Source organism: Lamprobacter modestohalophilus (genome assembly GCF_016583905.1).
Classification (GTDB): domain Bacteria; phylum Pseudomonadota; class Gammaproteobacteria; order Chromatiales; family Chromatiaceae; genus Lamprobacter; species Lamprobacter modestohalophilus.
The window spans coordinates 77579-101228 of the sequence record NZ_NRRY01000012.1 but is presented as its reverse complement, the minus strand read 5'-3'; the positions used below and the strand labels follow the sequence as shown (position 1 = coordinate 101228).

At 63.3% G+C, this 23650-nt stretch carries 25 protein-coding genes and 1 riboswitch; of the genes, 16 read left to right on the top strand and 9 right to left on the bottom strand.

All coding sequences use genetic code 11. The features are described from left to right. Window positions 1–48 precede the first annotated feature (48 nt). Together groES and CKO42_RS09660 are read right to left on the bottom strand one after the other, a co-directional pair. Complete coding sequence (gene groES, locus CKO42_RS09665) at window positions 49–339, bottom strand: co-chaperone GroES (protein WP_200242840.1); 291 nt, start codon at window positions 337–339, stop codon at window positions 49–51. A 340-nt stretch (window positions 340–679) separates the two neighbouring features. Next, window positions 680–1105, bottom strand: coding sequence for an FxsA family protein (locus CKO42_RS09660; protein WP_200242837.1), 426 nt, complete (start codon window positions 1103–1105; stop codon window positions 680–682). 171 nt (window positions 1106–1276) lie between these two features. On the opposite strand from CKO42_RS09660, the gene cutA reads away from it, so the two are divergent. The 13 genes from cutA (at window position 1277) to CKO42_RS09595 (ending at window position 13840) form a co-directional block, all read left to right on the top strand. Further along, complete coding sequence (cutA, locus tag CKO42_RS09655) at window positions 1277–1621, top strand: divalent-cation tolerance protein CutA (protein ID WP_200242834.1); 345 nt, start codon at window positions 1277–1279, stop codon at window positions 1619–1621. After that, window positions 1618–4125 (top strand): protein-disulfide reductase DsbD, encoded by a 2508-nt coding sequence (locus tag CKO42_RS09650; RefSeq protein ID WP_200242831.1) that lies wholly within the window; start codon window positions 1618–1620, stop codon window positions 4123–4125. The genes cutA and CKO42_RS09650 overlap by 4 nt, the downstream gene beginning before the upstream one ends. After that, on the top strand, window positions 4122–4688 hold the full coding sequence (locus CKO42_RS09645; RefSeq protein ID WP_200242825.1) for a redoxin domain-containing protein: 567 nt from the start codon (window positions 4122–4124) through the stop codon (window positions 4686–4688). The genes CKO42_RS09650 and CKO42_RS09645 overlap by 4 nt, the downstream gene beginning before the upstream one ends. Before the next feature lie 201 nt (window positions 4689–4889). Then, window positions 4890–5336: a type II 3-dehydroquinate dehydratase gene (gene aroQ / locus CKO42_RS09640; protein ID WP_200242822.1), complete on the top strand. Its 447-nt coding sequence runs from the start codon at window positions 4890–4892 to the stop codon at window positions 5334–5336. A gap of 103 nt (window positions 5337–5439) precedes the next feature. Next, window positions 5440–5892, top strand: a complete 453-nt coding sequence (accB, locus tag CKO42_RS09635; protein WP_200242820.1) for an acetyl-CoA carboxylase biotin carboxyl carrier protein — start codon at window positions 5440–5442, stop codon at window positions 5890–5892. Next, the gene (accC, locus tag CKO42_RS09630; protein ID WP_200242817.1) at window positions 5889–7229 is read left to right on the top strand and encodes an acetyl-CoA carboxylase biotin carboxylase subunit; all 1341 of its coding nucleotides are present in this window, start codon (window positions 5889–5891) and stop codon (window positions 7227–7229) included. Before accB ends, accC begins: the two co-directional genes overlap by 4 nt. 23 nt (window positions 7230–7252) lie before the next feature. After that, window positions 7253–8191 carry a 50S ribosomal protein L11 methyltransferase gene (prmA, locus tag CKO42_RS09625; RefSeq protein ID WP_200242814.1) on the top strand — a complete coding sequence of 313 codons (939 nt, stop codon included), beginning with the start codon at window positions 7253–7255 and terminating at the stop codon, window positions 8189–8191. A 174-nt stretch (window positions 8192–8365) separates the two neighbouring features. Next, on the top strand, window positions 8366–9571 hold the full coding sequence (gene dusB / locus CKO42_RS09620; protein ID WP_207148696.1) for a tRNA dihydrouridine synthase DusB: 1206 nt from the start codon (window positions 8366–8368) through the stop codon (window positions 9569–9571). Continuing rightward, window positions 9568–9849 (top strand): helix-turn-helix domain-containing protein, encoded by a 282-nt coding sequence (locus CKO42_RS09615; RefSeq protein WP_242479261.1) that lies wholly within the window; start codon window positions 9568–9570, stop codon window positions 9847–9849. Before dusB ends, CKO42_RS09615 begins: the two co-directional genes overlap by 4 nt. 88 nt (window positions 9850–9937) lie before the next feature. Next, window positions 9938–11506: a bifunctional phosphoribosylaminoimidazolecarboxamide formyltransferase/IMP cyclohydrolase gene (gene purH, locus CKO42_RS09610; RefSeq protein ID WP_200242811.1), complete on the top strand. Its 1569-nt coding sequence runs from the start codon at window positions 9938–9940 to the stop codon at window positions 11504–11506. 53 nt (window positions 11507–11559) lie between these two features. Then, window positions 11560–12336, top strand: a complete 777-nt coding sequence (gene lpxA / locus CKO42_RS09605; protein WP_200242808.1) for an acyl-ACP--UDP-N-acetylglucosamine O-acyltransferase — start codon at window positions 11560–11562, stop codon at window positions 12334–12336. A 79-nt stretch (window positions 12337–12415) separates the two neighbouring features. After that, window positions 12416–12808: a Co2+/Mg2+ efflux protein ApaG gene (gene apaG, locus CKO42_RS09600; protein WP_200242805.1), complete on the top strand. Its 393-nt coding sequence runs from the start codon at window positions 12416–12418 to the stop codon at window positions 12806–12808. A gap of 198 nt (window positions 12809–13006) precedes the next feature. Beyond that, window positions 13007–13840 (top strand): symmetrical bis(5'-nucleosyl)-tetraphosphatase, encoded by an 834-nt coding sequence (locus CKO42_RS09595; RefSeq protein WP_200242793.1) that lies wholly within the window; start codon window positions 13007–13009, stop codon window positions 13838–13840. Window positions 13841–13899: 59 nt separating this feature from the next. Here the strand turns inward: CKO42_RS09595 and CKO42_RS09590 are convergent, their stop codons facing one another. From CKO42_RS09590 to leuS, 7 genes are all read right to left on the bottom strand, one after another. Continuing rightward, window positions 13900–14388, bottom strand: coding sequence for a dihydrofolate reductase (locus CKO42_RS09590; RefSeq protein ID WP_242479260.1), 489 nt, complete (start codon window positions 14386–14388; stop codon window positions 13900–13902). A 7-nt stretch (window positions 14389–14395) separates the two neighbouring features. After that, window positions 14396–14755: a ribosome silencing factor gene (rsfS, locus tag CKO42_RS09585; RefSeq protein ID WP_200242779.1), complete on the bottom strand. Its 360-nt coding sequence runs from the start codon at window positions 14753–14755 to the stop codon at window positions 14396–14398. Window positions 14756–14824: 69 nt separating this feature from the next. Further along, window positions 14825–15457, bottom strand: coding sequence for a nicotinate-nucleotide adenylyltransferase (nadD, locus tag CKO42_RS09580; protein ID WP_200242771.1), 633 nt, complete (start codon window positions 15455–15457; stop codon window positions 14825–14827). Window positions 15458–15505: 48 nt separating this feature from the next. Further along, window positions 15506–16783 (bottom strand): glutamate-5-semialdehyde dehydrogenase, encoded by a 1278-nt coding sequence (locus CKO42_RS09575; protein WP_200242770.1) that lies wholly within the window; start codon window positions 16781–16783, stop codon window positions 15506–15508. Window positions 16784–16861: 78 nt separating this feature from the next. Continuing rightward, window positions 16862–17905, bottom strand: coding sequence for a DNA polymerase III subunit delta (gene holA, locus CKO42_RS09570; protein ID WP_200242764.1), 1044 nt, complete (start codon window positions 17903–17905; stop codon window positions 16862–16864). A 24-nt stretch (window positions 17906–17929) separates the two neighbouring features. Continuing rightward, window positions 17930–18571: an LPS-assembly lipoprotein LptE gene (locus CKO42_RS09565; RefSeq protein WP_200242762.1), complete on the bottom strand. Its 642-nt coding sequence runs from the start codon at window positions 18569–18571 to the stop codon at window positions 17930–17932. 137 nt (window positions 18572–18708) lie between these two features. Then, the gene (gene leuS / locus CKO42_RS09560) at window positions 18709–21396 is read right to left on the bottom strand and encodes a leucine--tRNA ligase (RefSeq protein WP_200242884.1); all 2688 of its coding nucleotides are present in this window, start codon (window positions 21394–21396) and stop codon (window positions 18709–18711) included. A 323-nt stretch (window positions 21397–21719) separates the two neighbouring features. Here leuS and CKO42_RS09555 point away from each other — a divergent pair, with 323 nt between their 5' ends. The 3 genes from CKO42_RS09555 (at window position 21720) to CKO42_RS09545 (ending at window position 23163) form a co-directional block, all read left to right on the top strand. Next, window positions 21720–21956, top strand: coding sequence for a ribbon-helix-helix domain-containing protein (locus tag CKO42_RS09555; protein ID WP_200242760.1), 237 nt, complete (start codon window positions 21720–21722; stop codon window positions 21954–21956). 33 nt (window positions 21957–21989) lie between these two features. Beyond that, the gene (locus tag CKO42_RS09550; protein ID WP_200242758.1) at window positions 21990–22325 is read left to right on the top strand and encodes a type II toxin-antitoxin system PemK/MazF family toxin; all 336 of its coding nucleotides are present in this window, start codon (window positions 21990–21992) and stop codon (window positions 22323–22325) included. A gap of 277 nt (window positions 22326–22602) precedes the next feature. Continuing rightward, complete coding sequence (locus tag CKO42_RS09545) at window positions 22603–23163, top strand: zinc ribbon-containing protein (protein ID WP_200242756.1); 561 nt, start codon at window positions 22603–22605, stop codon at window positions 23161–23163. Between the two features lie 169 nt (window positions 23164–23332). After that, a riboswitch (glycine riboswitch) is annotated at window positions 23333–23447 on the top strand. Window positions 23448–23650: the final 203 nt, after the last annotated feature.

Sequence of the window (23650 nt, the reverse complement as noted above, 5' to 3'; positions counted from 1 at the left end):
TGTCGAACGAATCTATTGGCTGCGGATGCGGCGAGGCGAACCAGAGGTTCAGCCTTCGACGACGCCCATGACGTCTTCTTCACGCATCACCAGCAACTCCTCACCGTCGAGCTTGACCTCGGTGCCGGAGTACTTACCGAACAACACCTTGTCGCCGACCTTCACGTCGAGGCCGCGGGTGTCGCCGTTATCCATGATCTTGCCGTTGCCGACAGCGATGACCTCGCCCTGGATCGGCTTCTCAGCCGCCGAATCAGGGATCACGATGCCTCCAGCAGAGGTGCGCTCTTCTTCCATGCGACGGACCACGATGCGGTCATGCAAGGGACGAATCTTCATGTGTGGTAGTCCTCAGGGCCGTTAGTTAAGTGTTGGGATGGTGAACCGGGACGGGCTCTGCCCGACGCCGGCGTCGAACTGTTGGTGCTGCTTACAACCGACCATCGCGGTCGGGTGTTAGCACTCATCTCGAGCGAGTGCTAATAATAGGCAGCATCTGCCCTGTGTCAAGAGGGAGTTGTACTTTTTGCGCAAACGGAGCCATCGGCTTCAACCATCGCTCGCGCACAACCTCGCATGCCCAGCGGTAGCCCCGCATGCCACAGAAGCAAGCCGGCCCTCTAGCCGACCTGCTAGCCGACCTGCTAGCCGACCTGCTAGCCGACCTGCTAGCCGGCCCTCAGTCGTCGCGGCGCCATTCGCCCTCGATCGTGCGTCGGGTGGAGCGCTCCTCGCGTACGATGACCTCCCCCTGGACCGGCACGAGATCGACGTAACGACGGATCAATGCATGGCGGACCGGCGGCACCAGCAGCGCAAAGCCGACCGCATCGGTGATGAACCCAGGCAACATCAGGGCGAAGCCGCAGAGTAAGAGCACGGCGCCATCAAGTAGCTCTAACGCTGGCGTCTCGCCGCGATCCAACATCGCGCGCACACGCATCAGCACCGTCAAGCCCTGCATGCGCACCAAGTAGCCACCGATAACCGCAGTCAGGATCGACAGCAGAATGGTCGGCAGCGCACCGATGACCGAGCCAACCTGGATCAGGAAGTAAAGCTCGATCAGTGGCGCAAAGACGAACAGAAGAAGGAAAATCCACATAACTCGGGTCTCGCTAGTAACGCGCCTGCCATCGCTCAGCCGACGCAATGACCCGGACGTTTGTCCGGATTTGTCTGATTCAAACCGCCGCAGCCTCGGCGCTCGGTTTCCGTTAGGCTATGCGGCTCGTCCGCAAGCCCCTACCCCTAGAACAGCCATCCATGCCGCCCTATGGGAACTCACTCTGCACCTGAGCCGGTCTACCTGACCTTCTGTACCTGCCCCGATGCGCAAACCGCCCAGTCACTGGCGCAAACGCTTGTCGCCGAACGGCTGGCCGCCTGTGTCAACATCATGCCGGGCGTGGTCTCCCTGTATCGCTGGCAGGATAAGATCGAGACCGACACCGAGGTGCTGCTGATGATCAAGACGACCGAACGCCAAGTCGCCGCGCTTGCAGCGCGCATCGAGACGCTCCATCCCTACGACGTCCCCGAGGTGATCAGCCATCCGATCACCACCGGCAACAAGAACTATCTCGACTGGGTCCGCCAATGCACTGCGAACAACCAATGAGTGATCAAACGCTTGGTCCAACGCTTGATCGAATACTTGATCAAATACTTGACTGGAGACAGCGCGCAGACGCCAAAGTCGCCGCGCCGTCGACCGGCAAACAACGCCGCCCTCTTTATTACGGCGCGCAGCTCGGCCTGATCGGCCTGCTCCTGCTGGCGATAGGCCTGGCACTGCCGGCGGCAGCTGTCGCCGAAGACGAATTTTTGCAGCCAGATCAGGCGTTCCAGATCACCGGGAACGCGCAAGGCCCAGATGCGGTGACGGTGAGCTGGGATATCGAGCCTGGCTACTATCTCTACGGCGCCAAGTTCCGCTTCGAGAGCAAGACACCCGGCTTCGAGCTTGGTCAGGCTCAGTTGCCGCCCGCCGAGACCAAGACGGACCAGTTCTTCGGTGAGGTCGAGATCTATCGCGACCGCGTCGAGGCGACACTCCCGGTCACTCGAACTGACGCTGTTGGTGAGGTGGTCCGAATCGAGGCGCAGTCGCAGGGCTGTGCCGATGCTGGATTCTGCTATCCGCCCCAGCGCCAGAGTATTTTGCTCGAGCTCCCGCGCTTGGCCGCCGTTGAGCAGCAGCCAGCATCAGCACCGTCTGGGCTCATGAGCGGCGGCAATGGGTCGACAAGCCCCCTGACCAGCAGCAGCGCGAACCCGACAACGCGCTCGAACTCGCTGCCCGCGCGATCGCTCGGCTTTGGCTTCGAAGACGACATCCTCCCCGCCGAAGAGGCTTTCCAGCTCGATGTCGCGATCGAGGACCCGCAAACCTTGGCGCTGCGCTGGCGGATCGCGCCCGAGACCTATCTCTACCAGCAGGAGATCGAACTCAGGCTCGAGGATGCTGAGGGTGTGCAGCTCGGTCCCTACGAGCTGCCCGAGGCCGAGATCAAGCCCGACACGGTGCGCCCCGATGGCACCATCGGTGATATCGCGATCTACCATGGCGATGTGAATCTCAGCGTGCCGCTGCTGCGCGGCAGCGCAGAGGCGACCAGCGTCACGCTGGTCGCCAAGTACCAAGGCTGCGCCGAGCGTGGCATCTGTTATCCGCCGGTCACGGATCGGTTGACGCTCGATCTACCGCCTGCCACCACCACGGTGGCCTTGACCGAGCCAGCAACCGCTGAGTCTGCCAACCCTGCCCCGCCCGCTGGTGAAGCCGCTGGATCAGCGGCGCCAGAACGGGTCTCGGAGCAAGACCAAATCGCTGCGCGTCTCGCCGAAACCGGCATCTTTGGCGCGCTGGCGATCTTCTTCGTGCTTGGCCTGCTGCTATCGTTCACACCCTGCGTGTTCCCGATGATCCCGATCCTCTCCGGCATCATCGCCGGTCAGGGCAGCAAGATCACCACCCGGCAGGCATTTTTCCTCTCGCTCGCCTATGTGCTGGCGATGGCCCTGACCTATGCCATCGTCGGCGTGATCGCTGGGCTCTTCGGCGCCAACTTGCAGGCAGCGTTCCAAAACCCCTGGGTGCTGGCGACCTTCGCGGCGATCTTCGTTGCGCTCTCGCTCTCGATGTTCGGCTTCTACGATCTGCAATTGCCGAGCAGCGTCCAGACCAAGCTCACGCAAATCAGCAATAAGCAGCAAGGTGGCACCCTGACCGGAGCCGCCATCATGGGCGCGCTCTCGGCACTGATCGTCGGCCCCTGCGTGGCGCCCCCGCTGATGGGCGCGCTGATCTTCATCGGCAAGACCGGGGATGCGGTGCTCGGCTTCTTTGCCCTGCTCGGGCTCGGGCTCGGCATGGGCGCGCCGCTGCTTGCGATTGGCACCTCGGCCGGCAAGCTGCTGCCGCGCGCCGGTGCTTGGATGGATTCGGTGAAGGCGGTGTTCGGCGTGTTGTTGCTGGCCGTGGCCGTGCTCTTGGTCGAGCGCGTCATCCCGGCAGCCTTCGCGATGGCACTCTGGGCGTTGCTGCTGATCAGCGCTGGCGTGTACCTCGGCGCCCTCACCCAACATGGCCCCGAGGCCAGCGGCTGGTCGAAGTTGTGGAAATCGCTCGGCGTCGCCTTGCTGGTGTACGGCGTCCTGATGCTGGTCGGCGCTGCCGCCGGCGGCAAGGACACCATTCAGCCACTCCGCGGCCTGGCGCCGGCAGTGGGCGGAGGCGGCGCGGCGGCCGCGCATCCGGAGTTCAAGCGCATCAAGACCCTGGCCGATCTCGACCAGGCGGTGGCAGAGGCCAGCGCCGGCGGCAAGCCGGTGATGCTCGACTTCTATGCAGACTGGTGTGTGTCCTGCAAGGAGATGGAGCGCTACACCTTTCCGGACCCCGCCGTCCAACAAGCCATGCAACGCTATGTGCTGCTCCAAGCAGACGTGACGGCAAACGACGCCGAGGATAAGGCGCTGATGCAGGAGCGCTTCGGCATCCCTGGACCACCGGCGATGATGTTCTTTGACAGCAGCGGCCAGGAGCAGCGCGGCTGGCGGCTCGTTGGCTTTGTTCCCGCCGACGAGTTTGCGGCACATCTGAACGAGTTTGCGCAGTGAATGCCGCTAAGGTCCTCGCTGTGACGGTGCTGGCCGGGTCGGTCAGCATCGGCTTGGCCTTGTTCGGCGAGCGCTGGCTCCAGGTTGGCGACCAGGATGCAGAGTCGCTTCGACATGGTCCTTACTACGGCACACTTGACAGCCTTCCCGATCTGCGACTCCCAACGCTCGAGGGCCGCGAGCTGAGCGGCAGCAGTTGGGCTGGCAAGGTCGTGTTGCTGAACTTCTGGGCGACCTGGTGCCCGCCCTGCCTGCGCGAAATCCCGTTGCTCGACGAGTGGCAGCAGCGCTATGGAAATCAAGGGCTGCAGGTAGTCGGCATCGCCATCGATCGCGCTGAGGAGATCGCTCGCTTCCTAGAGGACAACGCGGTGAGCTATCCGATCTTGCTGGGCAACCGCGACAGCGTCGAGCTCTCCCGCGAGCTTGGCAACCGCACTGGCGGACTGCCGTTCACGGTCGGCTTCGATCCGCTCGGCAGGCGCATTTTCAGTCATACCGGCGAGATCGACGCCAGCTTGCTGGAAAGCGAGGTGAGGCCGCTATTGCTTGGCGTGAACTGACAGGTCGGTCGGCTGGGTCGGCTGAACAGGTCCCTATCGGTCGGTAACGGCGTCGAAAAGACGTCTTTACCCGACGACAGCCAACTGCTGCTTTGTAAATTGGCGCAGAATGCCGTACCCTGTCGGCATTCGGTGTGAGCCTGCGCAAAACGCCCTTTTTCCGACGGTTCGCAGACAATAGCCGCGTTTTCGATCCGTGTCATGGCGAAGATCCTCTGTTTAAATGGTCCTAATCTGAACCTGCTTGGCAGCCGGGAGCCGACGACGTACGGACGTGAGACGCTGGCGAGCATCGGCAGCACTCTAAGCGCCAGCGCGGAGGCCGCTGGACATGAGCTGCAGATGGTTCAGAGCAACGCCGAGCACGCGCTGATTGATGCGATCCATCAAGCCGGAGCGGACGGGGTCGCGTACATCCTGTTCAATCCAGCCGCCTTCACGCATACCAGCATCGCGTTACGCGATGCGCTGCTTGCGGTCAGCATTCCGTTCATCGAGGTGCACCTGTCGAACGTCCATGCGCGAGAGTCGTTTAGAGCCCATTCGTACTTTTCCGATATTGCAGAAGGCGTCATCAGCGGGCTAGGCGCACAAGGCTACAGCCTGGCCCTCGCCGCAGCGCTGCATCGGCTCGATGGTCCGCCCTAGGCTGGCCAGCTGCCACCGCAAGCGACCCCGCCGAACGCCCCGCATCTGTCACAACACGCATTCACACAATACGCATCCATCCACGGCGAGAAAATCAACTGTCATGGACATCCGCAAGGTCAAAAAGCTGATCGAGCTGCTCGACGAGTCGAACGTCGCAGAGATCGAGATTCACGAGGGCGAAGAATCCGTCCGTATCAGCCGCCATGGCAGCGGGGCACCCCAGTTCATGATGCAGGCGCCAGCGCCGGCACCTGCCATGAGCCCGGCGGCGTCAGGCGCCATACCGGCTGCGGCGCCCAGCGCCCCAGAGGTTGACGACGCCTGTCTGGCGCGCTCACCGATGGTCGGCACCTTCTATCGATCGCCGTCGCCGGGCGCCAAGTCGTTCGTCGAAGAAGGCCAAGAGGTGAAGGTGGGTGACATCCTGTGCATCATCGAGGCCATGAAGATCCTGAATCAGATCGAATCAGAGCGCGCTGGCGTGATCAAGAAGATCATGGTCGAGAATGGCCAGCCTGTTGAGTACAACCAACCGTTGTTCGTGATCGAATGATCGAGAAGATCCTCATCGCCAACCGCGGCGAGATCGCGCTACGTATCCAGCGCGCCTGTCGCGAGCTCGGCATCAAAACCGTCGCCGTCCATTCCGAGGCCGACCGCGAGCTGAAGCATGTGCTGCTCGCCGATGAGTCGGTCTGCATCGGGCCGGCGCCCTCGCGCGACAGCTACCTGCATATCCCGGCGATCATCAGCGCCGCCGAGGTCACCGACACCGTCGCTATCCATCCCGGCTATGGGTTCCTCTCGGAGAACGCCGATTTCGCCGAACGGGTCGAGCGCTCCGGGTTCGTCTTCATCGGTCCCAGACCGGACACGATCCGGCTGATGGGCGATAAGGTCTCGGCGATCCGAGCGATGAAGCAGGCCGGCGTGCCCTGTGTGCCCGGCTCCGATGGCCCAATCGAGGAAGATGCCAAGCAGACGCTGCAGTTAGCGCGCGAGATCGGCTATCCGGTCATCATCAAGGCCGCGGGTGGCGGTGGCGGGCGCGGCATGCGCGTGGTGCACTCGGATGCGACGCTCCTAAACGCCATCTCGCTGACCAAGGCCGAGGCCGGCGCCGCCTTTGGCAACGATGTCGTCTACATGGAGAAGTACCTCGAGAACCCCCGCCATGTGGAGTTCCAGGTGCTGGCCGACAGCTATGGCAATGCCATCCATCTGTGCGAGCGCGATTGCTCGATGCAGCGCCGGCATCAAAAGGTCATCGAAGAGGCGCCAGCCCCCGGTATCACCCCAGAGCAGCGGCAGCGGATCGGCGAACGTTGCGCCGAGGCCTGTAGCACGATCGGCTATCGCGGGCTCGGCACCTTCGAGTTCCTCTATCAAGACGATGAGTTTTACTTCATCGAGATGAACACGCGGGTACAGGTTGAGCATCCCGTGACCGAGATGATCACCGGCGTCGACGTGATCAAGGAACAGATCCTGGTCGCTGGCGGCGAACGACTCCGTTATCGCCAGAGCGATATCGTGCCGCGTGGCCACGCCATCGAGTGCCGGCTGAACGCCGAGCATCCCGAGACCTTCATGCCGAGCCCCGGTCCGATCGAGGAGTTCCATGCGCCGGGTGGCCCGGGTGTGCGCATCGATACCCATATCTACGCCGGCTATGTGGTGCCGCCCTACTACGACTCGATGATCGGCAAGCTGATTGCGCACGGCGAAGACCGGGCAGCGGCGCTGGCGCGCATGAGCAATGCGCTGCGCGAGACCATCATCCAAGGCATCAACACCAATATTCCCTTGCATCGGCAACTGCTCAAGGATGCAGCCTTCCAGCAGGGCGGCATCAATATCCATTATCTCGAGAAGAAGCTCGGTCTCTGACCGTAGCGCTCGGCGACGCTGAGATGGCCTGGATTGAGCTCGAGCTACTGGTCGATCGAGACGCGGCGCCGTTGATCGAGGCGGCGCTGGAAAACGCCGGAGCCTTGGCGGTGACCCTCGATCAGGGCAACGATGAGGACAACGATGGGCTGGCTGGCCTGACTGACGCGGACGCCGCGCATCGCCATCAGGTGCTCGAGCCGGCCCCTGGCGAGACGCCGCTCTGGCGCCAATTGCGGATCACCGCGCTGTTCGATGCCAGCCCGGCCGGCAGCCAGCAGGCCGAGTCTGCAGCCCAACTCCTGACGACGCACTGCCTAGCACCGCCAAGCCTGCATCGACTCGAAGACCAACCTTGGGAACGGCTCTGGCTGGAAGGGCTGCAGCCGCAGCGTTTCGGTGAGCGGCTCTGGATCTGCCCACGCGGCCATGCCATTGAAGCGGCCGATGCGGTGGTGATCGACCTCGACCCAGGGCTGGCGTTTGGAACTGGCCATCATGCCACCACGGCGCTCTGCCTCGAATGGCTGGATCGCACGCCACTTGCCGGCTCCACGCTGATCGATTTCGGCTGTGGCTCCGGTATCCTCGCCATCGCAGCGTTGAAGCTGGGCGCGGTCCGCGCGCTGGCGGTCGATCATGATCCACAGGCGCTAGAAGCCACGCTCGAGAACGCACGTGCGAACGGCGTCGACGAGCGCCTCTCGGTCTGCGAGCCTGGGCGGATGCCAAGGGAGACCGCCGATCTGCTGGTAGCCAACATCCTCGCTGGCCCTTTGGTCGAGCTGGCGCCAACCCTGAGCCAGCTGACCCGGCCGGGTGGGCAGCTGGCACTGTCCGGAATCCTGCTTCATCAGGCGGACAACGTCAGCTCCGCCTATCGCGCGACATTCGCACTCGAGCCCCCGCTGGAGCGCGAGGATTGGGTCTTGATCAGCGGTCAGCGCCGGGCCAGCCCTTAGGCGACTTCTGTTAACGGCCTAAAGCCATGACCGCGACCGCGACGGGGCGACCCCAATAATGAGGCCCGATCGGACCGCTTGCACGAACCCTGCGATACTCACCGCTGAGAACTACGCTAGGATTGTGCCATAGGCGCGCTGCACCAGCCCTGCCAGACGACCCTGCCCCGCATCATGCTCGCCCTTGATCCCTCTGCTGCTAACGCCGCTAAGCTCCTGCAGCCGCTGCAGATCGGCTCCGTCAGCATCCCGAACCGGCTCATCCTAGCGCCGATGGCCGGGGTCACCGATCAACCCTTTCGTTTGCTCTGTCGGCGGCTCGGTGCCGGCCTTACCATCTCTGAGATGGTCTCGGCCAATCCCGCCCTGCGCAACACCCGCAAGAGCCGCGAGCGCACCGATCACCGCGGCGAGCCGGGCCCCATTGCGGTGCAGATCGCCGGCTCCGATCCACAGCAGATGGCCGAAGCCGCGCGCCACAACGCCGACTGCGGTGCCGAGCTGATCGATATCAACCTCGGCTGCCCGGCCAAGAAGGTGTGCAAGGCGGCAGCCGGCTCGGCGCTGCTGCGCGATGAGGCCTTAGTCGGGCGCATCCTGGAGGCAGTGGTGCGCTCGGTCGATGTGCCGGTGACGCTCAAGACCCGCACCGGCTGGTCGCCAGAGACACGAAATCTCGCCAATATCGCCCGCATTGCCGAGGCGAGCGGGATTCAGCTCTTAACCGTGCACGGCCGCACCCGCGCCTGCGGCTATCAGGGCGAGGCGGAGGTGGAGAGTCTTGCTGGCATCCGCGAGCAATGCGCGCTGCCGCTCGTGGCGAATGGGGACATCGATCGTGCGACCAAAGCGATCGAGGTACTGAACAGCACCGGCGCCGATGCTATTATGCTCGGGCGCGCCGCCATGGGCCGGCCTTGGATCTTCGGCAGCATGGCCGCCGCACTGCGCGGTCTGGCAACGACAGCGCATCCGGCGAGCGACCAGCTCTCAGCCAGGGTCTCCGAGGTGCCTAGGGCACCCTCGATGGCGTGGATTGGGGCCATCTTGATGGAGCACCTAGACCGTCTGTACTGTTTCTACGGTGAGCAGCGCGGAGTGTTGATCGCACGCAAGCATATCGGCTGGACCCTGCGTGACTTGCGCGGCGGCTCTGACTCGAGCGCCGAGGGCGAGCATCTGCGCCAACGGTTGATGGCAACGACGACGGCGGCGTCGCAGCTTGATCTGCTACGCAAGCATTTTGCCGACTGCATCTCGGCCGACTGCATCTCGTCGGGCGTGCTTGCTCGAAGCGCAGATTCAACCGATGGCCTCAGCGACTTCGCATCGCTGGCGCCTGATATCCACTGGATTCGGCACCAAGGAGTCAATCGATGAATGACATGCAAAGCTTTGCGGTGCCAGAGACGCTCGATGAAGGGGCGAACCGCAGTCAGCCCCTGCGAGAATGCGTCCTTACCGCCTTGCGTAGCTACCTCAGTGCGATGGGAGATCATGACATCCAAGGGCTCTACCGGCTGGTGATGGACGAGGTTGAGCAGCCGATGATCGAGGCCGTGCTCGAGCACACCATGGGCAACCAGTCCGCGGCCGCAGAGATCCTCGGCATCAGCCGCGGCACACTGCGCAAGAAGCTTAAGAATAAGGCCGACTAGGCTTGGCTGCGCAGGTGCGCGCCGGGCGCGAGTCGCGCCGAGAGAATTCAGAAAAGAGAATTCAGAGAGAACTCAGAGAGCACTCAGAATGAAGTCAATCAGACGGGCGCTGATCAGCGTCTCCGACAAAACCGGCATCGCCGCCTTCGCCGCTGCATTGCGTCAGCGCGGCGTCGAGATCCTATCCACCGGCGGCACGGCGCGGCTGCTGACCGAACAAGACGTGCCGGTGATCGAGGTCGCCGAGTACACCGGGTTTCCGGAGATGATGGACGGACGGGTCAAGACGCTGCATCCCCGCATTCATGGCGGCATCCTCGGGCGCCGTGGCGAAGATGACCAGGTGATGCACGAAAATGAGATCCGCCCGATCGATCTCGTGGTCGTCAACCTCTACCCGTTCGAGGAAACCGTCGCGCGTCCTGAGTGCGACCTGCCGACCGCGATCGAGAACATCGACATCGGCGGCCCGACACTCATCCGAGCTGCAGCCAAGAACCATCGTGACGTGACCGTGGTCTGCGATCCAGCCGATTACGATCGGGTGTTGGCAACGATGGAAGCGAACGGCGGTGCGGTCGACGATGAGACCCGCTTCGATCTGGCCGTGCGCGCCTTTGAGCACACGGCTCATTACGACGGCGCCATCGCCAACTATTTGGGTGCCATCATCGAGCATCCGGAGGGCAAGCCAGAAGGTCTGCCGCGCACCTTCAACATGCAGTTTCGCAAGCGCCAGGCGATGCGTTACGGCGAAAATCCGCATCAGACCGCGGCCTTTTATGTTGGCCGAGGCGGCTGTGAGGCAAGCCTGGCCACGTCCGAGCAGTTGCAAGGTAAGGCGCTCAGCTACAACAACATCGCTGACACCGATGCCGCACTCGAGTGTGTGAAACAATTCGGGGATTCGCCGGCCTGCGTGATCGTCAAGCATGCCAACCCTTGTGGTGTTGCTGTTGGTGAGAGCCTGCTCAGCGCCTACGAGCGCGCCTTCAGCACCGATCCGGAATCGGCGTTCGGAGGCATCATCGCCTTTAATGAGCGGCTCGATGGCGAGACCGCCGCGGCCATCGTCGCCCGCCAATTTGTTGAGGTGATCATCGCGCCTGAGGTCAGTCAGGAGGCCATCGAGGCGATCGCGGCGAAGAAGCATGTGCGCCTCTTGCGCTGCGGCCCCTGGCCCGTGGAGCGCCAGCCCTATCGGGATTTCAAACGCGTACGCGGTGGACTCTTGGTGCAAGGGGCTGATCTCGACCTGACCGCAACACTAAACTGCGTGACCAAACGAGCGCCAAGCGAGGCAGAGCGCGAGGATCTGCTCTTCGCCTGGCGCGTGGCCAAGTTCGTCAAGTCGAACGCGATTGTCTACGCGCGCGACGGCATGACGGTCGGCGTTGGCGCCGGTCAGATGAGCCGCGTCAATTCAGCCCGCATCGCCAGCATCAAGGCCGAGCAAGCAGGCCTCGAAGTGGCCGGAGCCGTGCTCGCCTCCGACGCCTTCTTCCCGTTCCGCGATGGGCTCGATCAGGCCGCGGCAGCCGGCATTCGCGCCGTCATCCAGCCCGGTGGCTCGATGCGCGACGACGAGGTGATCGCAGCCGCTGACGAGCACGGCATCGCGATGCTATTCACCGGGATGCGGCATTTCCGCCACTGAATGTCCGCCACTGAGACAGCAGCTGAATAAGACGACCAAGACGAAACCAAACCATGGCGATGCATCCAAGCGCGATCATTGAGGACGGCGCTGAAGTCCATGCGAGCGTCGAGATCGGACCTTGGACGCTGGTCGAGGCCGGAGCAGTGATTGATGCCGAGTGTCGGCTGGAGAGCTGTGTTCGGATCTACGGCGGCACCCGACTTGGCCCGCGTAACCGGGTCTGCCATGGCGCCACGCTCGGCAGCGAGCCGCAGGATTTGAGCTTCACGCCAGAACATGGACTGCCGTTGACGATCGGCAGTGACAACTGTTTTCGCGAGTACGTGAACATCAGCCGCGGCGTCAAGAGTGAAGCAGGCACCTGCATCGGCAGCCGCAACTACTTTATGGCCTTCAGCCATGCCGGGCATGACTGCAAGGTCGGCGACGACAACATCCTGGCCAACACCGCCACCCTGGCCGGTCACGTCGAGCTGGCGCATCACTGCTTCGTCTCTGGACAGGTTGCGGTCCACCAATTCGCCCGCATTGGTGCCTACACCATGATCGGTGGTCTCACCGGCGTGTCCAAAGATATACCACCCTTCATGATCGCAAACGGACAACGCGCTGTGCTTGTCGGCCTCAATCTGGTAGGCCTGAAACGCAACGGCTTCACGACCGCGCAACGCGCCCGGATCAAGGCCGTTTACCGGCTAATCTTCCGTTCAGGCCAACGGCTCGAAGAAGGGTTGCACGAGGCCAAGCAGCGTTACCCGAGTCCAGAGACCGATCAGATCGTCGCCTTCATCGAGGCCTCCGAACGCGGTGTGGCCGGCTTCGGCTGAAGCGAGATCAGCATTAACACCTCCGAGCCGCTCATTGCCGCGAGCGCTCAGACCCAAGTATGGTAGACCGAGACACCACATGGCCCACGACGAGACAGACGAACGCTATCAGATCGACGTCCGAGCGCTAACCCGCTATCTCCCGGAGCAGTCCGACCCCGGCGGTGAGCGCTACATCTTCGCCTACACCATCACCATCAGCAACACCGGCGCGGTGCCAGCCAAGCTCTTGAACCGGCACTGGATCGTCACCGATGCGAATGGGAAGACGCAGGAGGTGCGCGGTGCCGGGGTGGTCGGCGAGCAGCCCCACCTGCAGCCCGGCGAGAGCTTCGAGTACACCAGCGGCACGCAAATCTCGACACCGCTTGGCAGTATGCACGGTAGCTACAACATGATCGCCGACGATGGCACCCGTTTCGACGCCGTCATTCGCCCGTTCTCGCTCGGTGACCGCAGCGGGCTGCATTAGTGCTGCTCAGTTCTGCCACGGACAGCGTTTTGGTGGTCAAGCATGCGATTGACTCTTTCCATCGTGCCTAGTACCTAGAAACTGTCCATCAACTGCTTCCCGATTTGAGCACCCCACTGCAGGGCGATCATCGGGAAGTCGCATTTAGACAGCGACCTAGTGCTTAGCGCCAACCGATAGCGACACCAGCACGAGATCATGGCTACCTACGCGATCGGCGACATCCAAGGCTGCTACGACGAGTTGCGCCGATTACTCGACAAGATGGACTTCGACCCAACCAGAGACAAGCTCTGGTGTGTCGGCGACTTGGTCAACCGTGGACCAGACTCGCTTGCCGTGCTGCGTTGGATCAAGGCCCTCGGCGAGCGCGCCATCGTCGTTTTGGGCAATCACGACCTGCACCTGCTCGCAGTTGCCCTCGGCGGCGCACGCGCCAGCAAGAAAGACACGCTAGACGAGATCCTCGACGCCCCAGACCGCGACGAGCTGCTGCACTGGCTGCGCCACCGACCACTGCTGCACCACAGCGAGAAGAAGGGCTTCACCCTGATCCACGCCGGGCTGCCTCCGCAATGGGATCTCGCACAAGCACGGGCCTGCGCGCGTGAGCTCGAAGCGACGCTCCAAGGCCCAGACCATATCCGGTTCTTCCAACAGATGTACGACAATGAGCCCAGCCGATGGAGCGACGCGCTCGACGGCATAGCGCGCCTGCGCTTCATCACCAACGCCTTGACCCGCCTGCGCTGGTGCTCAGCCGATGGCGCCTTGCTGCTGAAAGAGAAAGGCGGGCTCGAACAACCCGTCCCCGGCGCCCTCCCCTGGTTTCGGATGCCGGATCGACGCACCCGCGAAGACCGAATCCTGTTCGGCCACTGGTCGACCATCGGCTTCCTCGCCGAGGACAATTGCTGGGCGCTCGACAGCGGCTGCCTCTGGGGTGGCCGACTCAGCGCGCTGCGAGTGCGGCGGAAGAAGCCCCTGAAGCTGATCGAACTGGACTGCGCCGGCTATCTGGCGCCGGGCTGAGGTCTGAGGTCGTTATCCGGGCCAACAGGTTCATCGGCAAAGCGATCTTTGCTCAGCCATCAACTCGATGTCTTGCGCGCCAAGCTCACAAAATCGAGGTCGTACAAATTGGCGGAATCGCGAGGCCGGTGCTCGCGCGCCGTCTCGTGCCACTCCGCCGTTGACCAGGCCGGAAAGTACGTGTCACCGTCGATCTCTGCGTCGATCAAGGTCAATAGCAGGCGATCGGCGAGCGGCAGGAAGGCCTCATAGATACTCGCACCACCGACGATCATCACCTCAGGCACTGGGCCAGCCTGCTCCAACGCTCGCTCAGGGGAGCTGACGGCCTCGGCCTGCCTCAGCGAGCGCCGAAAGCCAGGATCGGAAGAGATGACCAGATGTCGCCGTCGCGGCAGCAGCCCCGGTAGGGACTCCCAAGTGCATCGGCCCATGATGATCGGCTTGTCCAAGGTCAGGCGCTTGAAGTGCGCGAGATCGGCAGGCAGATGCCAGGGCATCGCATTGTCCCGGCCGATGACGCGCCCGCGCGCCATGGCCGCGATCAAGCTGATCTCAGGCCGAGGCACTGGCAGCCGGGTGTGAGACGAGCGCGGGCGCGCTCCAGAGCCGCTCCAAGCTATAGAAGTCGCGCACCTTGGGCAACATCAGATGCACCACCACGCCATTGAGATCAACCAGCGCCCATTCGCCTTCCTGCACGCCTTCGGTGCCAAGCGGCGCCTCGCCGGCCTCCTTGGCCTTATAGGCCACGGTCTCGGCAATGGCCTTGACATGCCGATCGGAGGTTCCGGAGGCGACGATCATATAGTCGGTCACCGCCGTCTTGCCGCGCACATCCATCACACTGATGTCGCGGGCCTTCATATCGCTCAGAACCTCAACGACGAGGTCTTTCAAGTGCTCTAGCTGCATTAACAGTCCTCTTGGGCGCGTCTTGTAAAGTCGAGCCAGGCGGTCAAGGCGGTCAGTGATCGCACCCGCCTAAACAGCATAGCAACGGTTGGCACGAGCCATGGCCAAGACGGCATCCGGCAGCAGATAACGCGGGCTCTTGCCCTGCGCCAGCAGCCGGCGAATGCGGGTTGCCGAGATATCGAGCTGCGTCACCGTTTGGAAGTAGATAAGCCCGCTGGCTTGAAGGCGCAAGGCCGCCGGATCATCGGTGCGGCGCTGCTCAACCTGCTCGCGGAGCCAGGGATCACGCGCGGTTGGGGCACCTGGCCGCTGCATCACCACCAGATGCACCAGTCCGAGGATATCGAGCGGCCGATGCCAGTCTGGAAGACTCTCGAAGGCATCAGCACCGACTAACAGGCAGAGCGGTGCTTGCGAACCCAGCTCATCGCGGAACGTGTGCAGGGTATCGACCGTGTACGACGGCCCGCCCCGCTTCAGTTCTCGATCATCAGCGACTAAGCATGGCTCATCGCAGATCGCCGCCTGCAACATCGCCATGCGCTGCTCCGGCGAAGCCTGCGGCTGCCGCCGGTGCACCGCGGCGGCGAGCGGCAGCAGCCGCAGTTGCTCGAGCTGCAGATGCTGAACAACATCGAGCGCCACGCGCAGATGGCCGAAGTGCACGGGGTCGAAGGTGCCGCCGAACAGACCGATCATCGGCAGCTCAGGGTCATGCGATCCGGTAGCAATCGACCCAGCACCCATCTATTCACGAATGTGACCATCGCCAAGCACCACGAACTTCTGCGAGGTCAGCCCCTCGAGCCCCACCGGGCCGCGAGCGTGGAACTTGTCGGTACTGATGCCGATCTCGGCGCCAAGGCCATACTCAAAGCCATCCGCAAAGCGGGTGGAGGCATTGACCATCACCGAGCTGGAGTCGACCTCGCGCAGGAAGCGCCGGGCGCGGCTGTAGTCTTCCGTGACGATGGTATCGGTATGGTGCGAGCCGTGGACCTCGATGTGCTCGATAGCGGTGTCCATGCCGGGAACGACGCGTATCGAGAGGATTGGCGCCAGGTACTCGGTGCCCCAATCCGCATCGGTCGCGGGACGCGCATCGGCGAGGATCTCGCGGGTCTTCTCACAACCGCGAATCTCGACGCCCTTGGCCACCAGCGCCGCGCCGATGCGCGAGAGCAGCGGCCGCGCGACGGGCTCGGCGACCAGCAGGGTCTCCATGGTGTTGCAGGTGCCGTAGCGCTGGGTCTTGGCGTTCACCGCGATCGCCACCGCCTTATCCGCATCGGCCTTGTCGTCGATGTAGACGTGGCAGATACCATCCAGATGCTTGATCACCGGCACCCTCGCCTCGCGACTGATGCGCTCGATCAGCCCCTTGCCACCGCGAGGGATGATGACGTCGATATGCTCCGGATCGGTGATCATGGCGCCGACCGCGGCCCGATCAGTCGTCGCCAGCACCTGCACCGCATCGGCCGGCAGACCCGCCGTGCGCAGCCCTCGGTGAATGCTCGCGGCGATCGCCTGATTCGACTGAAAGGCCTCGGAGCCACCGCGTAGCACGGTCGCGTTGCCGGCCTTGAGGCAAAGCGCGGCGGCATCGGCGGTCACATTCGGCCGCGATTCATAGATGATACCGATGACCCCGAGCGGCACCCGCATGCGCCCGACCTGGATACCCGATGGGCGATAGTCTAGGTCGGTGATGGCGCCGATCGGGTCCGACAATGCGGCGATCTGCTCCAAACCAGCGATCATCGCGTCGATGCGCGCCGGGGTTAGCTCCAGCCGATCGAGCAGGGCTGCATCCAGCCCCTTGGCCGCACCGGCCTCGAGATCAGCGGCATTGGCCCGTGCTAACGCCTCGCGCTGGGCGTTGAGGTCGCTGGCAATGGCCTTCAGCGCGCCGTTTTTGGCGCGCGTCTCGGCGCGTGCCATGGCCCGCGCGGCGGACCGCGCTCGGCGTCCAACGTCAGCGACATAGGCGGCCACATCAGTCATCTTGGTCTCGGTCTTCATGGCGGTGCAGCGATGTATCAGCGACTGTTAGCATGCAAAACCGACTAGTGTAGCAACGTTTCAGTCTCAATCCAGTGATCATTGCGGGTTTCTCGCGAACGGGGCCGCGAGTCCCTCGGCAATGCTGCCGAGCAGCTGCCAAGGATCGCCGCCACCGCGCCCTTTGATCGCCAGGTCAGCATCGGCGCAGCAAATGACCAGCTCCCAGAGATGCTCGAGCGGCAGCCGATCCAACGCCGCCATGACCATCGGGCGACGCGAGTCCCAGACTTGATGCGCCTTGAGCAACGGGCCGAGCGGCTGCCGTTTGGCGCGCGCAAAGGACAGGGTGGCGAGCTTACGCACCTCGCGCGCCAGCGCCCAGAGCACGAGCGGCTCCGCTGTGCCCTCGGCCCGCAGCACCTCGAGCACGCGCTCGACGCGGGCGCGATCGCCAGCAAGCGCGGCATCGGCGAGATCAAACACCCCATAGCGAGCACTGTCGGCCACCGCGCTCAGCAGCCCCTCGGCGTCGAGCGGCCCCGGCTCTAACGCCAGACCCAATTTGGTGATCTCTTGGTCGGCAGCGAGCAGATTACCTTCGACGCGCTCCGCCAGCAGCGCCACGGCATCCGCGTTCGGAACGAAGCCGGCACGCCGCAGACGCCCGTCGAGCCATTGAACGAGCTGGCGCCCCTGCGGCTCGCGCACCTGAACGACGACGCCAACCTGCTCAACCGCCTGCACCCACTTGGTCTTCAAGCTCTTCCAGTCGAGCCCCGGCGCCAAGATCAGCAGCAGCACGTCAGCGCTCGGATGCTCAAGGCAGCGGCGGATGGCATCCGAGCCCTCTCGCCCTACCGCATCGCTCTTGCTACCAGCCTTGGTCGCCGCGATGCGCAGCTCGATCAAGCGCCGCTCGGCAAACAGCGACAGTGAGCCTAGGGCCCCGGCGAGCGATGACCAATCGAAGTCCGGTCCGGTCTCTAGCACCTCGCGCTCACTGAAGCCGCGTTCGCGCGCCGCCCGTCGCACCGAGTCGGCCGCCTCGCCGAGCTGCAACGGCTCGCTACCCGTGATCAGATAAACGGGGGATAGGCCTTTGGTGAGCTGTTGGCTGAGCTGGGCTGGCGCGATGGGCATCGGTGTTGACGGCCTGCAGAACGCCTATTGAGCGGCTGGAGCGGCCAGCGGGGCATACTGGGAAGAGGCCTGGGCCAGCGGGGCATACTGGGAAGAGGCCTGGGCCTGCGGCGCCGACTGTGGGCGCTGTGAACGGGCAGCAACCGCAGCACGCAACCGCAGCAGCACCTGATCGGCGGCATCGTCGGCCATGTCTTGATAGATGATGTCCGATTCGAGCTGCTTGCCGAGCACTGCCACATCGGGGTTGTCATCAAAGGTCCGCTCCAGGGTGATCCGCTGCTCGGGAATCAGCGCCTGACCGCTGGCCTCGACGGCGTCGAAGCCGATCTGAAACTGCAGTGCATAGGCCAGTGCCTTGCCGGTGCGGTCGACCGCAACGACGCGCGAGCTGCGCGATTGACCGAGGATGCGCAGGATCATCCCGGCCTCCGTCGCCACCTGGGTCACCGGCACCCCACTGCCGCGCAGGCGCTCGTCGATCGCCTGTCCGACGAGGCCGCCGGACTGGATATAGATCGGCTCAAGGCCTGGCGGGATATCGACCGCGCCCCGCAGATGGAAACCGCAGCCAGCGAGCAGGAACAGTAGCCCCGCGCACAGCAGCCCTGTCGAGAAGCCGAGCGCTGCTCGTTTCTCTGCTCGCGAGCGAGTCGAGCATCCCATCGCCACAGCAGGCGACCGATCAGCGGCTTTGAAATCAGAGCGGCGGCAGCAGCCACGGCTATTCCGGCTCAATTGAGCCGCTGGATGGGCAAGTGGATGAGCAAGTGGATGAGCCACTGGGTAAGCCACTGGACTGCTCATTTGACGACCAGATTGACGAGCTTATTCGGCACCACGATGACCTTGCGCAGCGTCGCTTCGCCGATGAAGCGCTGCACGTTCTCATTCGCCAACGCCGCAGCCTCGACCTCGGCGCGCTCGGCCGCGGCTGGCACCTCGATCTTGCCACGCACCTTGCCATTGACCTGGACCACGTAGGTGATCTGATCCTGCGCCAGCGCCTCTTCATCGACCTGCGGCCAGGGTGCCTGCAGGATGTCGTCGCCAAGGTCGAGCTCACGCCACAGATGATGGGTGATGTGCGGCGCAATCGGCGCTAGCAGACGGAGCGCGATGCTCAGCCCTTCGCGGCGCACGACTTGCGCGGTCGCACGCTCATCGAGCTTCGACAGCGTATTGACGATGGTCATGCAGGCCGAGACGACGGTGTTGAACTGCTGCCGCTGGTAATCGAACAGCGCCTTCTTCAACGCGGTGTGGACTTCGCGGCGGGCATCGCTCAGCGCATCATCAAGCGCCTGCGCTGCAACGCCAGTCGATGTCCCTGCGCCCATCGCTCCACTTGCATCCACCGCGGCATTGCGATCAGAACCAGCAGGCTCAGAACCAGCAGGGATCGCGCCAGCCGAACGCTCTGCTGCGCCAGCGGCACGCAACCCTTCAGCGTGAGTCGCAGCCAAGACCCAGAGCCGGCGCAAGAACCGATAGGCACCTTCCACGCCCTCATCGTTCCACTCCAGCGACTGATCCGGCGGCGAGGTGAACATCACATAGAGTCGCACGGTATCGACGCCGTAGCGCTCAATCATCGCCTCCGGATCAACGCCGTTGTTCTTCGACTTCGACATCTTCTCGATGCCGCCAAAATGCACCGGCTGACCATCCGCCTTGAGCACCGCGCCAACCACCCGGCCCTTGTCGTCGCGCTCGACCTCGACATCAGACGGATTGAACCAGTCGCGTCGCCCCTCGGCGTCCTCGCGATACCAGGTCTCGGCGATCACCATGCCCTGGGTCAGCAGCTTGGCAAAGGGCTCATCGCAGTCGACCAGGCCCTCATCGCGCAAGAGCTTGTGGAAGAAGCGCGCATAGAGCAGATGGAGGACCGCATGCTCGATGCCACCGATGTACTGATCCACCGGCAGCCAATACTTAGCACGCTCGTCGAGCATCGCCGTGTCGCAGCCCGGCGAGCAATAGCGCGCGTAGTACCAGCTCGACTCGACGAAGGTATCAAAGGTATCAGTCTCGCGCGTCTCGCCATTGGGCAGATCCGAGAATGCCGGCAGCTTCTTCAGCGGCGAGCCGGAGCCATCGACGACCAGGTCTTCGGGCAGCCGCACCGGAAGCTCGGTCTCGGGTCGTACCTCGCCCTCGGCGGTGCGCACCACCGGCACCGGACAGCCCCAGTAGCGCTGGCGCGAGACACCCCAATCACGCAGCCGGAAGTTGACCTGACGGCCACCCTTGCCATGGGTCTCGAGCCAGTCGGCGACGGCGTCGAAGGCCTCTTCCGAGGTCAGCCCATCGAAGGGGTCGGAGTCGCGCAAGAGGCCTTTATCGGTGAAGGCATGCGAGTCGATGCCAATCTCATCACCCTCGGCGGCAAAGATCACCTGCCGCTTCGGAATCCCGTAACGCTCGGCGAATTCCCAGTCACGCTGATCATGCGCCGGTACCGCCATCACGGCGCCGGTGCCATAGCTCATGAGGACGAAGTTGGCGGCGAAGATCGGCACCTGCTCGCCGGTAATCGGGTGCACGGCGTTGATACCGAGGCGATGCCCTTTTTTCTCCATGGTCTCGAGCTCGGCCTCGGAGATGCCCCCCTGCCGACACTCATCGATGAAGGCCGCCAGCTCGGGATTGTCTCGCGCCGCACGCTGCGCGAGCGGATGCTCGGCGGCGACGGCGACATAGGTCACGCCCATCACCGTATCCGGCCGCGTGGTGAAGATATCGAGCGTCTCCTGGCTGGCCACACCCTCAGCGCCGGCAATGCCAAAGCGCATGTGCACGCCCTCGGAGCGGCCGATCCAGTTGCGCTGCATCGCCCGCACCCGCTCCGGCCAGCCGTCGAGACTGTCGATCGAATCCAGAAGCTCCTGCGCATAGGCGGTGATGCGGATGAACCACTGCTCGATCTCGCGTTTCTCGACCAGCGCGCCGGAGCGCCAGCCACGGCCATCGATCACCTGCTCGTTGGCCAGCACGGTCTGATCAATGGGGTCCCAGTTGACCATCGCGGTGGCACGGTAGGCAAGCCCCTTCTCCATCAGTCGGGTGAACAGCCACTGCTCCCAGCGGTAGTAGTCGACATCGCAGGTGGCCAGCTCGCGGTCCCAGTCGTAACCGAAGCCCAGGCGCTTGAGCTGCTCTTTCATCGCCTGGATGTTTTCGCGCGTCCATTTTGACGGCGGAATGCCGTGCTTGATCGCCGCGTTCTCGGCCGGTAGCCCAAAGGCATCCCAGCCCATCGGCTGCAGCACATTCTTGCCGAGCATGCGCTGGTGACGCGCGATCACATCGCCGATGGTGTAGTTGCGCACATGCCCCATGTGCAACCGCCCCGAGGGGTACGGAAACATCGACAGGCAATAGAACTTCTCGCGCGACGCATCTTCGACGGCCTTGAAGGTCTGCGAGGTCTCCCAGTAGCGCTGCGCCTCCTGTTCGATGGCGCGCGGCTCGTACTCGGTCTGGATCATGATTTGGCTGGGCGGGTTGGTGATCGAGGATATAACGATGACGACTGGATTGACTGGGGGCCATTCGTGCTGCCGTTCGTTGGCAGTGGCATTAGCGCTAGCGGTGACCGCAGCCTCTGAGTGCCCCAGGATCGATGACTGCAGGATAACCCAAGCCCGAATCAGGCTGCGACTTGTGAATCGATTTTCGCCAATCGATGACAGGCCCGTTTGCCCAAGGCCATGGCTATAGGATCAGCGCTTGGGCTACGGTCAGTGCTAGTGCTAGTGCTAGGTGCGATTATGGTAGCATCAGATGTACGAATTTTAGGAGCACTGCGATGCGCACCGAGAAGTTATCGATATCGCTCACACCAGACCTGATCGCCTTGATCGACGCCTATCGCGCCAATCATGCGATCAGGAGTCGTTCACGCGTGATCGAGCAGGCGCTGCTTCGCCTCCGCGAGGACGAGCTTGAGAGCGCTTATCGAGACGCAGCCGCAGACGCGCGACTCGACAGCAACATCGACGCCGATGGCACCATTAGCGATGGCCTCAGCCATGAGGCCTGGTGACCGTGAGACTGGTGACCGTGAGGCGGGGTGACCATGAAACGAGGTGAAATTGTCTACGCGGATTTGAGCCCAAGCGTCGGCTCTGAGATCAACAAACGTCGACCGGTGCTGATCGTCAGCAATAATGCCAACAATCGGGCGGCAAGCACGCTGACCGTGCTGCCAATCACCTCGGCGATCACGCGCATCTATCCCTTCGAGGTCGCCTTATCACGCGCGGAATCCGGTCTCCCGAAGGACTCCAAGGCGCAGGCTCAGCAAATCCGCACCATCTCCAAAGAGCGGATTCAGGGCCAATCCGCAGGCAGGCTGACAGCGGCCAAGCTGCAGGAGATCGACGCGGCGATTCGGCTGCATCTGGCGCTGTAGTCGCCCGCTCGTTGCAATGCGCGCGTCGCATGCCGGCAAACAGCTTGCCAGCAAACCGGATGCCTGCGAGTCGCATTGGAAAAGCAGATGTGGTCTGCGGCCACAGACCGCTCAAGCTCAAACTTGCGCTTTCGAGCCGATCGACCAGACTTTGATGAACCGGGATCACCGCGCAGATGAGGAACTAGCAACAGCTGAACTCGCATAGGCAGAACATGCACCGCCCGAAGACGACGACACCCACCAGTCGACCCGATGAATGCAGGAGAAAGCAGCAATGAGCAACCAAGAACACCCCAAGACCGAAGATCGGCTGGTTAAGGCCTACGAGCAGATGCTCGAGCGGGCGCGCGAGGCAGTGAATGAGGCCGAGGAGGCAACGCCGAAGCTGCGCGCGATGCTCGACAATGCCCGCGACCACATGGTCGAACTCGGTGAACTGACGCGCGAGGAGGCGCACAAGGTCGCCGAGTACATCGAGCGCGATATCGAAGACGCCGCACACTACCTGGCCGACACCGGCGAGGATCTGCGCGCCTGGTGGCGCTTCGATCTCGAGCTGATCGAGCAGCGCATGCTCGAGGCATTCAGCAGCGTCGCCGATCAGACCCGCATACAGCTCGAGCAATGGTCCGAGCGCGCACGGCAAGCCTCGCTCTATCAGGCCGGACAGATCACCGGCCCCGGCACCCTAGTCTGTGACAAGTGCGGTGCCGAGACCCGCTTCACCCGCGCGGGACGCATCCCACCCTGCTCAGAATGCGGTGGCTTGACCTTCCAGCGCGTTCCCACCGAATCCAAGCCAGCGTCGAAATCCGACAGAGGTACCCAAGCCTGATCGGCCCTGCGATCGCCCTTGACGCTTCGCGGTGATCGCAGAGCAGCGCAGTTCGATAGCAGCCGCCAAGACCAAGTGCGAGACCAAGTGAGAGATCACCTGCGAGAGCAATTTCGCGATTCGACCTTGGAACTGCGGCAAGAGATGGTTATATTGATCGGCAATGGTTTGAAGTCCCGCGGGAGAGACCGGTTCTAGAGCGATTGCTAAACAATCGCCAACACCGGCGCCGAAGGCGCAACATCCGCCCGGAATCGCTCAGGCAAAAGGACCGCGGGATTAACACCAACTCTGGAGAGCGGCCACAGCAGTGGCCCACCGACGGGGCAGCGATGAGCAGCCTGTCCGCCCGCCGATAGCGGGTTGGCAAGGCTGCTCGACGCAAACTCTCAGGTTCAGGACAGAGGGGCGGCACGCACAGTCTAGACTGTCGTGTCTGCTCGTTTGTCTTTTTCGCGTGCCGTCAACGCAGAATAGCGGCCGCCAA

Excerpts from the sequence above, each read along its gene's own strand:
- groES (WP_200242840.1), bottom strand. The coding sequence starts at position 339 with ATGAAGATTCGTCCCTTGCATGACCGCATCGTGGTCCGTCGCATGGAA.
- CKO42_RS09660 (WP_200242837.1), bottom strand. The coding sequence starts at position 1,105 with ATGTGGATTTTCCTTCTTCTGTTCGTCTTTGCGCCACTGATCGAGCTT.
- cutA (WP_200242834.1), top strand. The coding sequence starts at position 1,277 with ATGGGAACTCACTCTGCACCTGAGCCGGTCTACCTGACCTTCTGTACC.
- CKO42_RS09650 (WP_200242831.1), top strand. The coding sequence starts at position 1,618 with ATGAGTGATCAAACGCTTGGTCCAACGCTTGATCGAATACTTGATCAA.
- aroQ (WP_200242822.1), top strand. The coding sequence starts at position 4,890 with ATGGCGAAGATCCTCTGTTTAAATGGTCCTAATCTGAACCTGCTTGGC.
- accB (WP_200242820.1), top strand. The coding sequence starts at position 5,440 with ATGGACATCCGCAAGGTCAAAAAGCTGATCGAGCTGCTCGACGAGTCG.
- accC (WP_200242817.1), top strand. The coding sequence starts at position 5,889 with ATGATCGAGAAGATCCTCATCGCCAACCGCGGCGAGATCGCGCTACGT.
- prmA (WP_200242814.1), top strand. The coding sequence starts at position 7,253 with ATGGCCTGGATTGAGCTCGAGCTACTGGTCGATCGAGACGCGGCGCCG.
- dusB (WP_207148696.1), top strand. The coding sequence starts at position 8,366 with ATGCTCGCCCTTGATCCCTCTGCTGCTAACGCCGCTAAGCTCCTGCAG.
- CKO42_RS09615 (WP_242479261.1), top strand. The coding sequence starts at position 9,568 with ATGAATGACATGCAAAGCTTTGCGGTGCCAGAGACGCTCGATGAAGGG.
- purH (WP_200242811.1), top strand. The coding sequence starts at position 9,938 with ATGAAGTCAATCAGACGGGCGCTGATCAGCGTCTCCGACAAAACCGGC.
- lpxA (WP_200242808.1), top strand. The coding sequence starts at position 11,560 with ATGGCGATGCATCCAAGCGCGATCATTGAGGACGGCGCTGAAGTCCAT.
- apaG (WP_200242805.1), top strand. The coding sequence starts at position 12,416 with ATGGCCCACGACGAGACAGACGAACGCTATCAGATCGACGTCCGAGCG.
- CKO42_RS09595 (WP_200242793.1), top strand. The coding sequence starts at position 13,007 with ATGGCTACCTACGCGATCGGCGACATCCAAGGCTGCTACGACGAGTTG.
- rsfS (WP_200242779.1), bottom strand. The coding sequence starts at position 14,755 with ATGCAGCTAGAGCACTTGAAAGACCTCGTCGTTGAGGTTCTGAGCGAT.
- nadD (WP_200242771.1), bottom strand. The coding sequence starts at position 15,457 with ATGATCGGTCTGTTCGGCGGCACCTTCGACCCCGTGCACTTCGGCCAT.
- CKO42_RS09575 (WP_200242770.1), bottom strand. The coding sequence starts at position 16,783 with ATGAAGACCGAGACCAAGATGACTGATGTGGCCGCCTATGTCGCTGAC.
- holA (WP_200242764.1), bottom strand. The coding sequence starts at position 17,905 with ATGCCCATCGCGCCAGCCCAGCTCAGCCAACAGCTCACCAAAGGCCTA.
- CKO42_RS09565 (WP_200242762.1), bottom strand. The coding sequence starts at position 18,571 with ATGGGATGCTCGACTCGCTCGCGAGCAGAGAAACGAGCAGCGCTCGGC.
- CKO42_RS09555 (WP_200242760.1), top strand. The coding sequence starts at position 21,720 with ATGCGCACCGAGAAGTTATCGATATCGCTCACACCAGACCTGATCGCC.
- CKO42_RS09550 (WP_200242758.1), top strand. The coding sequence starts at position 21,990 with ATGAAACGAGGTGAAATTGTCTACGCGGATTTGAGCCCAAGCGTCGGC.
- CKO42_RS09545 (WP_200242756.1), top strand. The coding sequence starts at position 22,603 with ATGAGCAACCAAGAACACCCCAAGACCGAAGATCGGCTGGTTAAGGCC.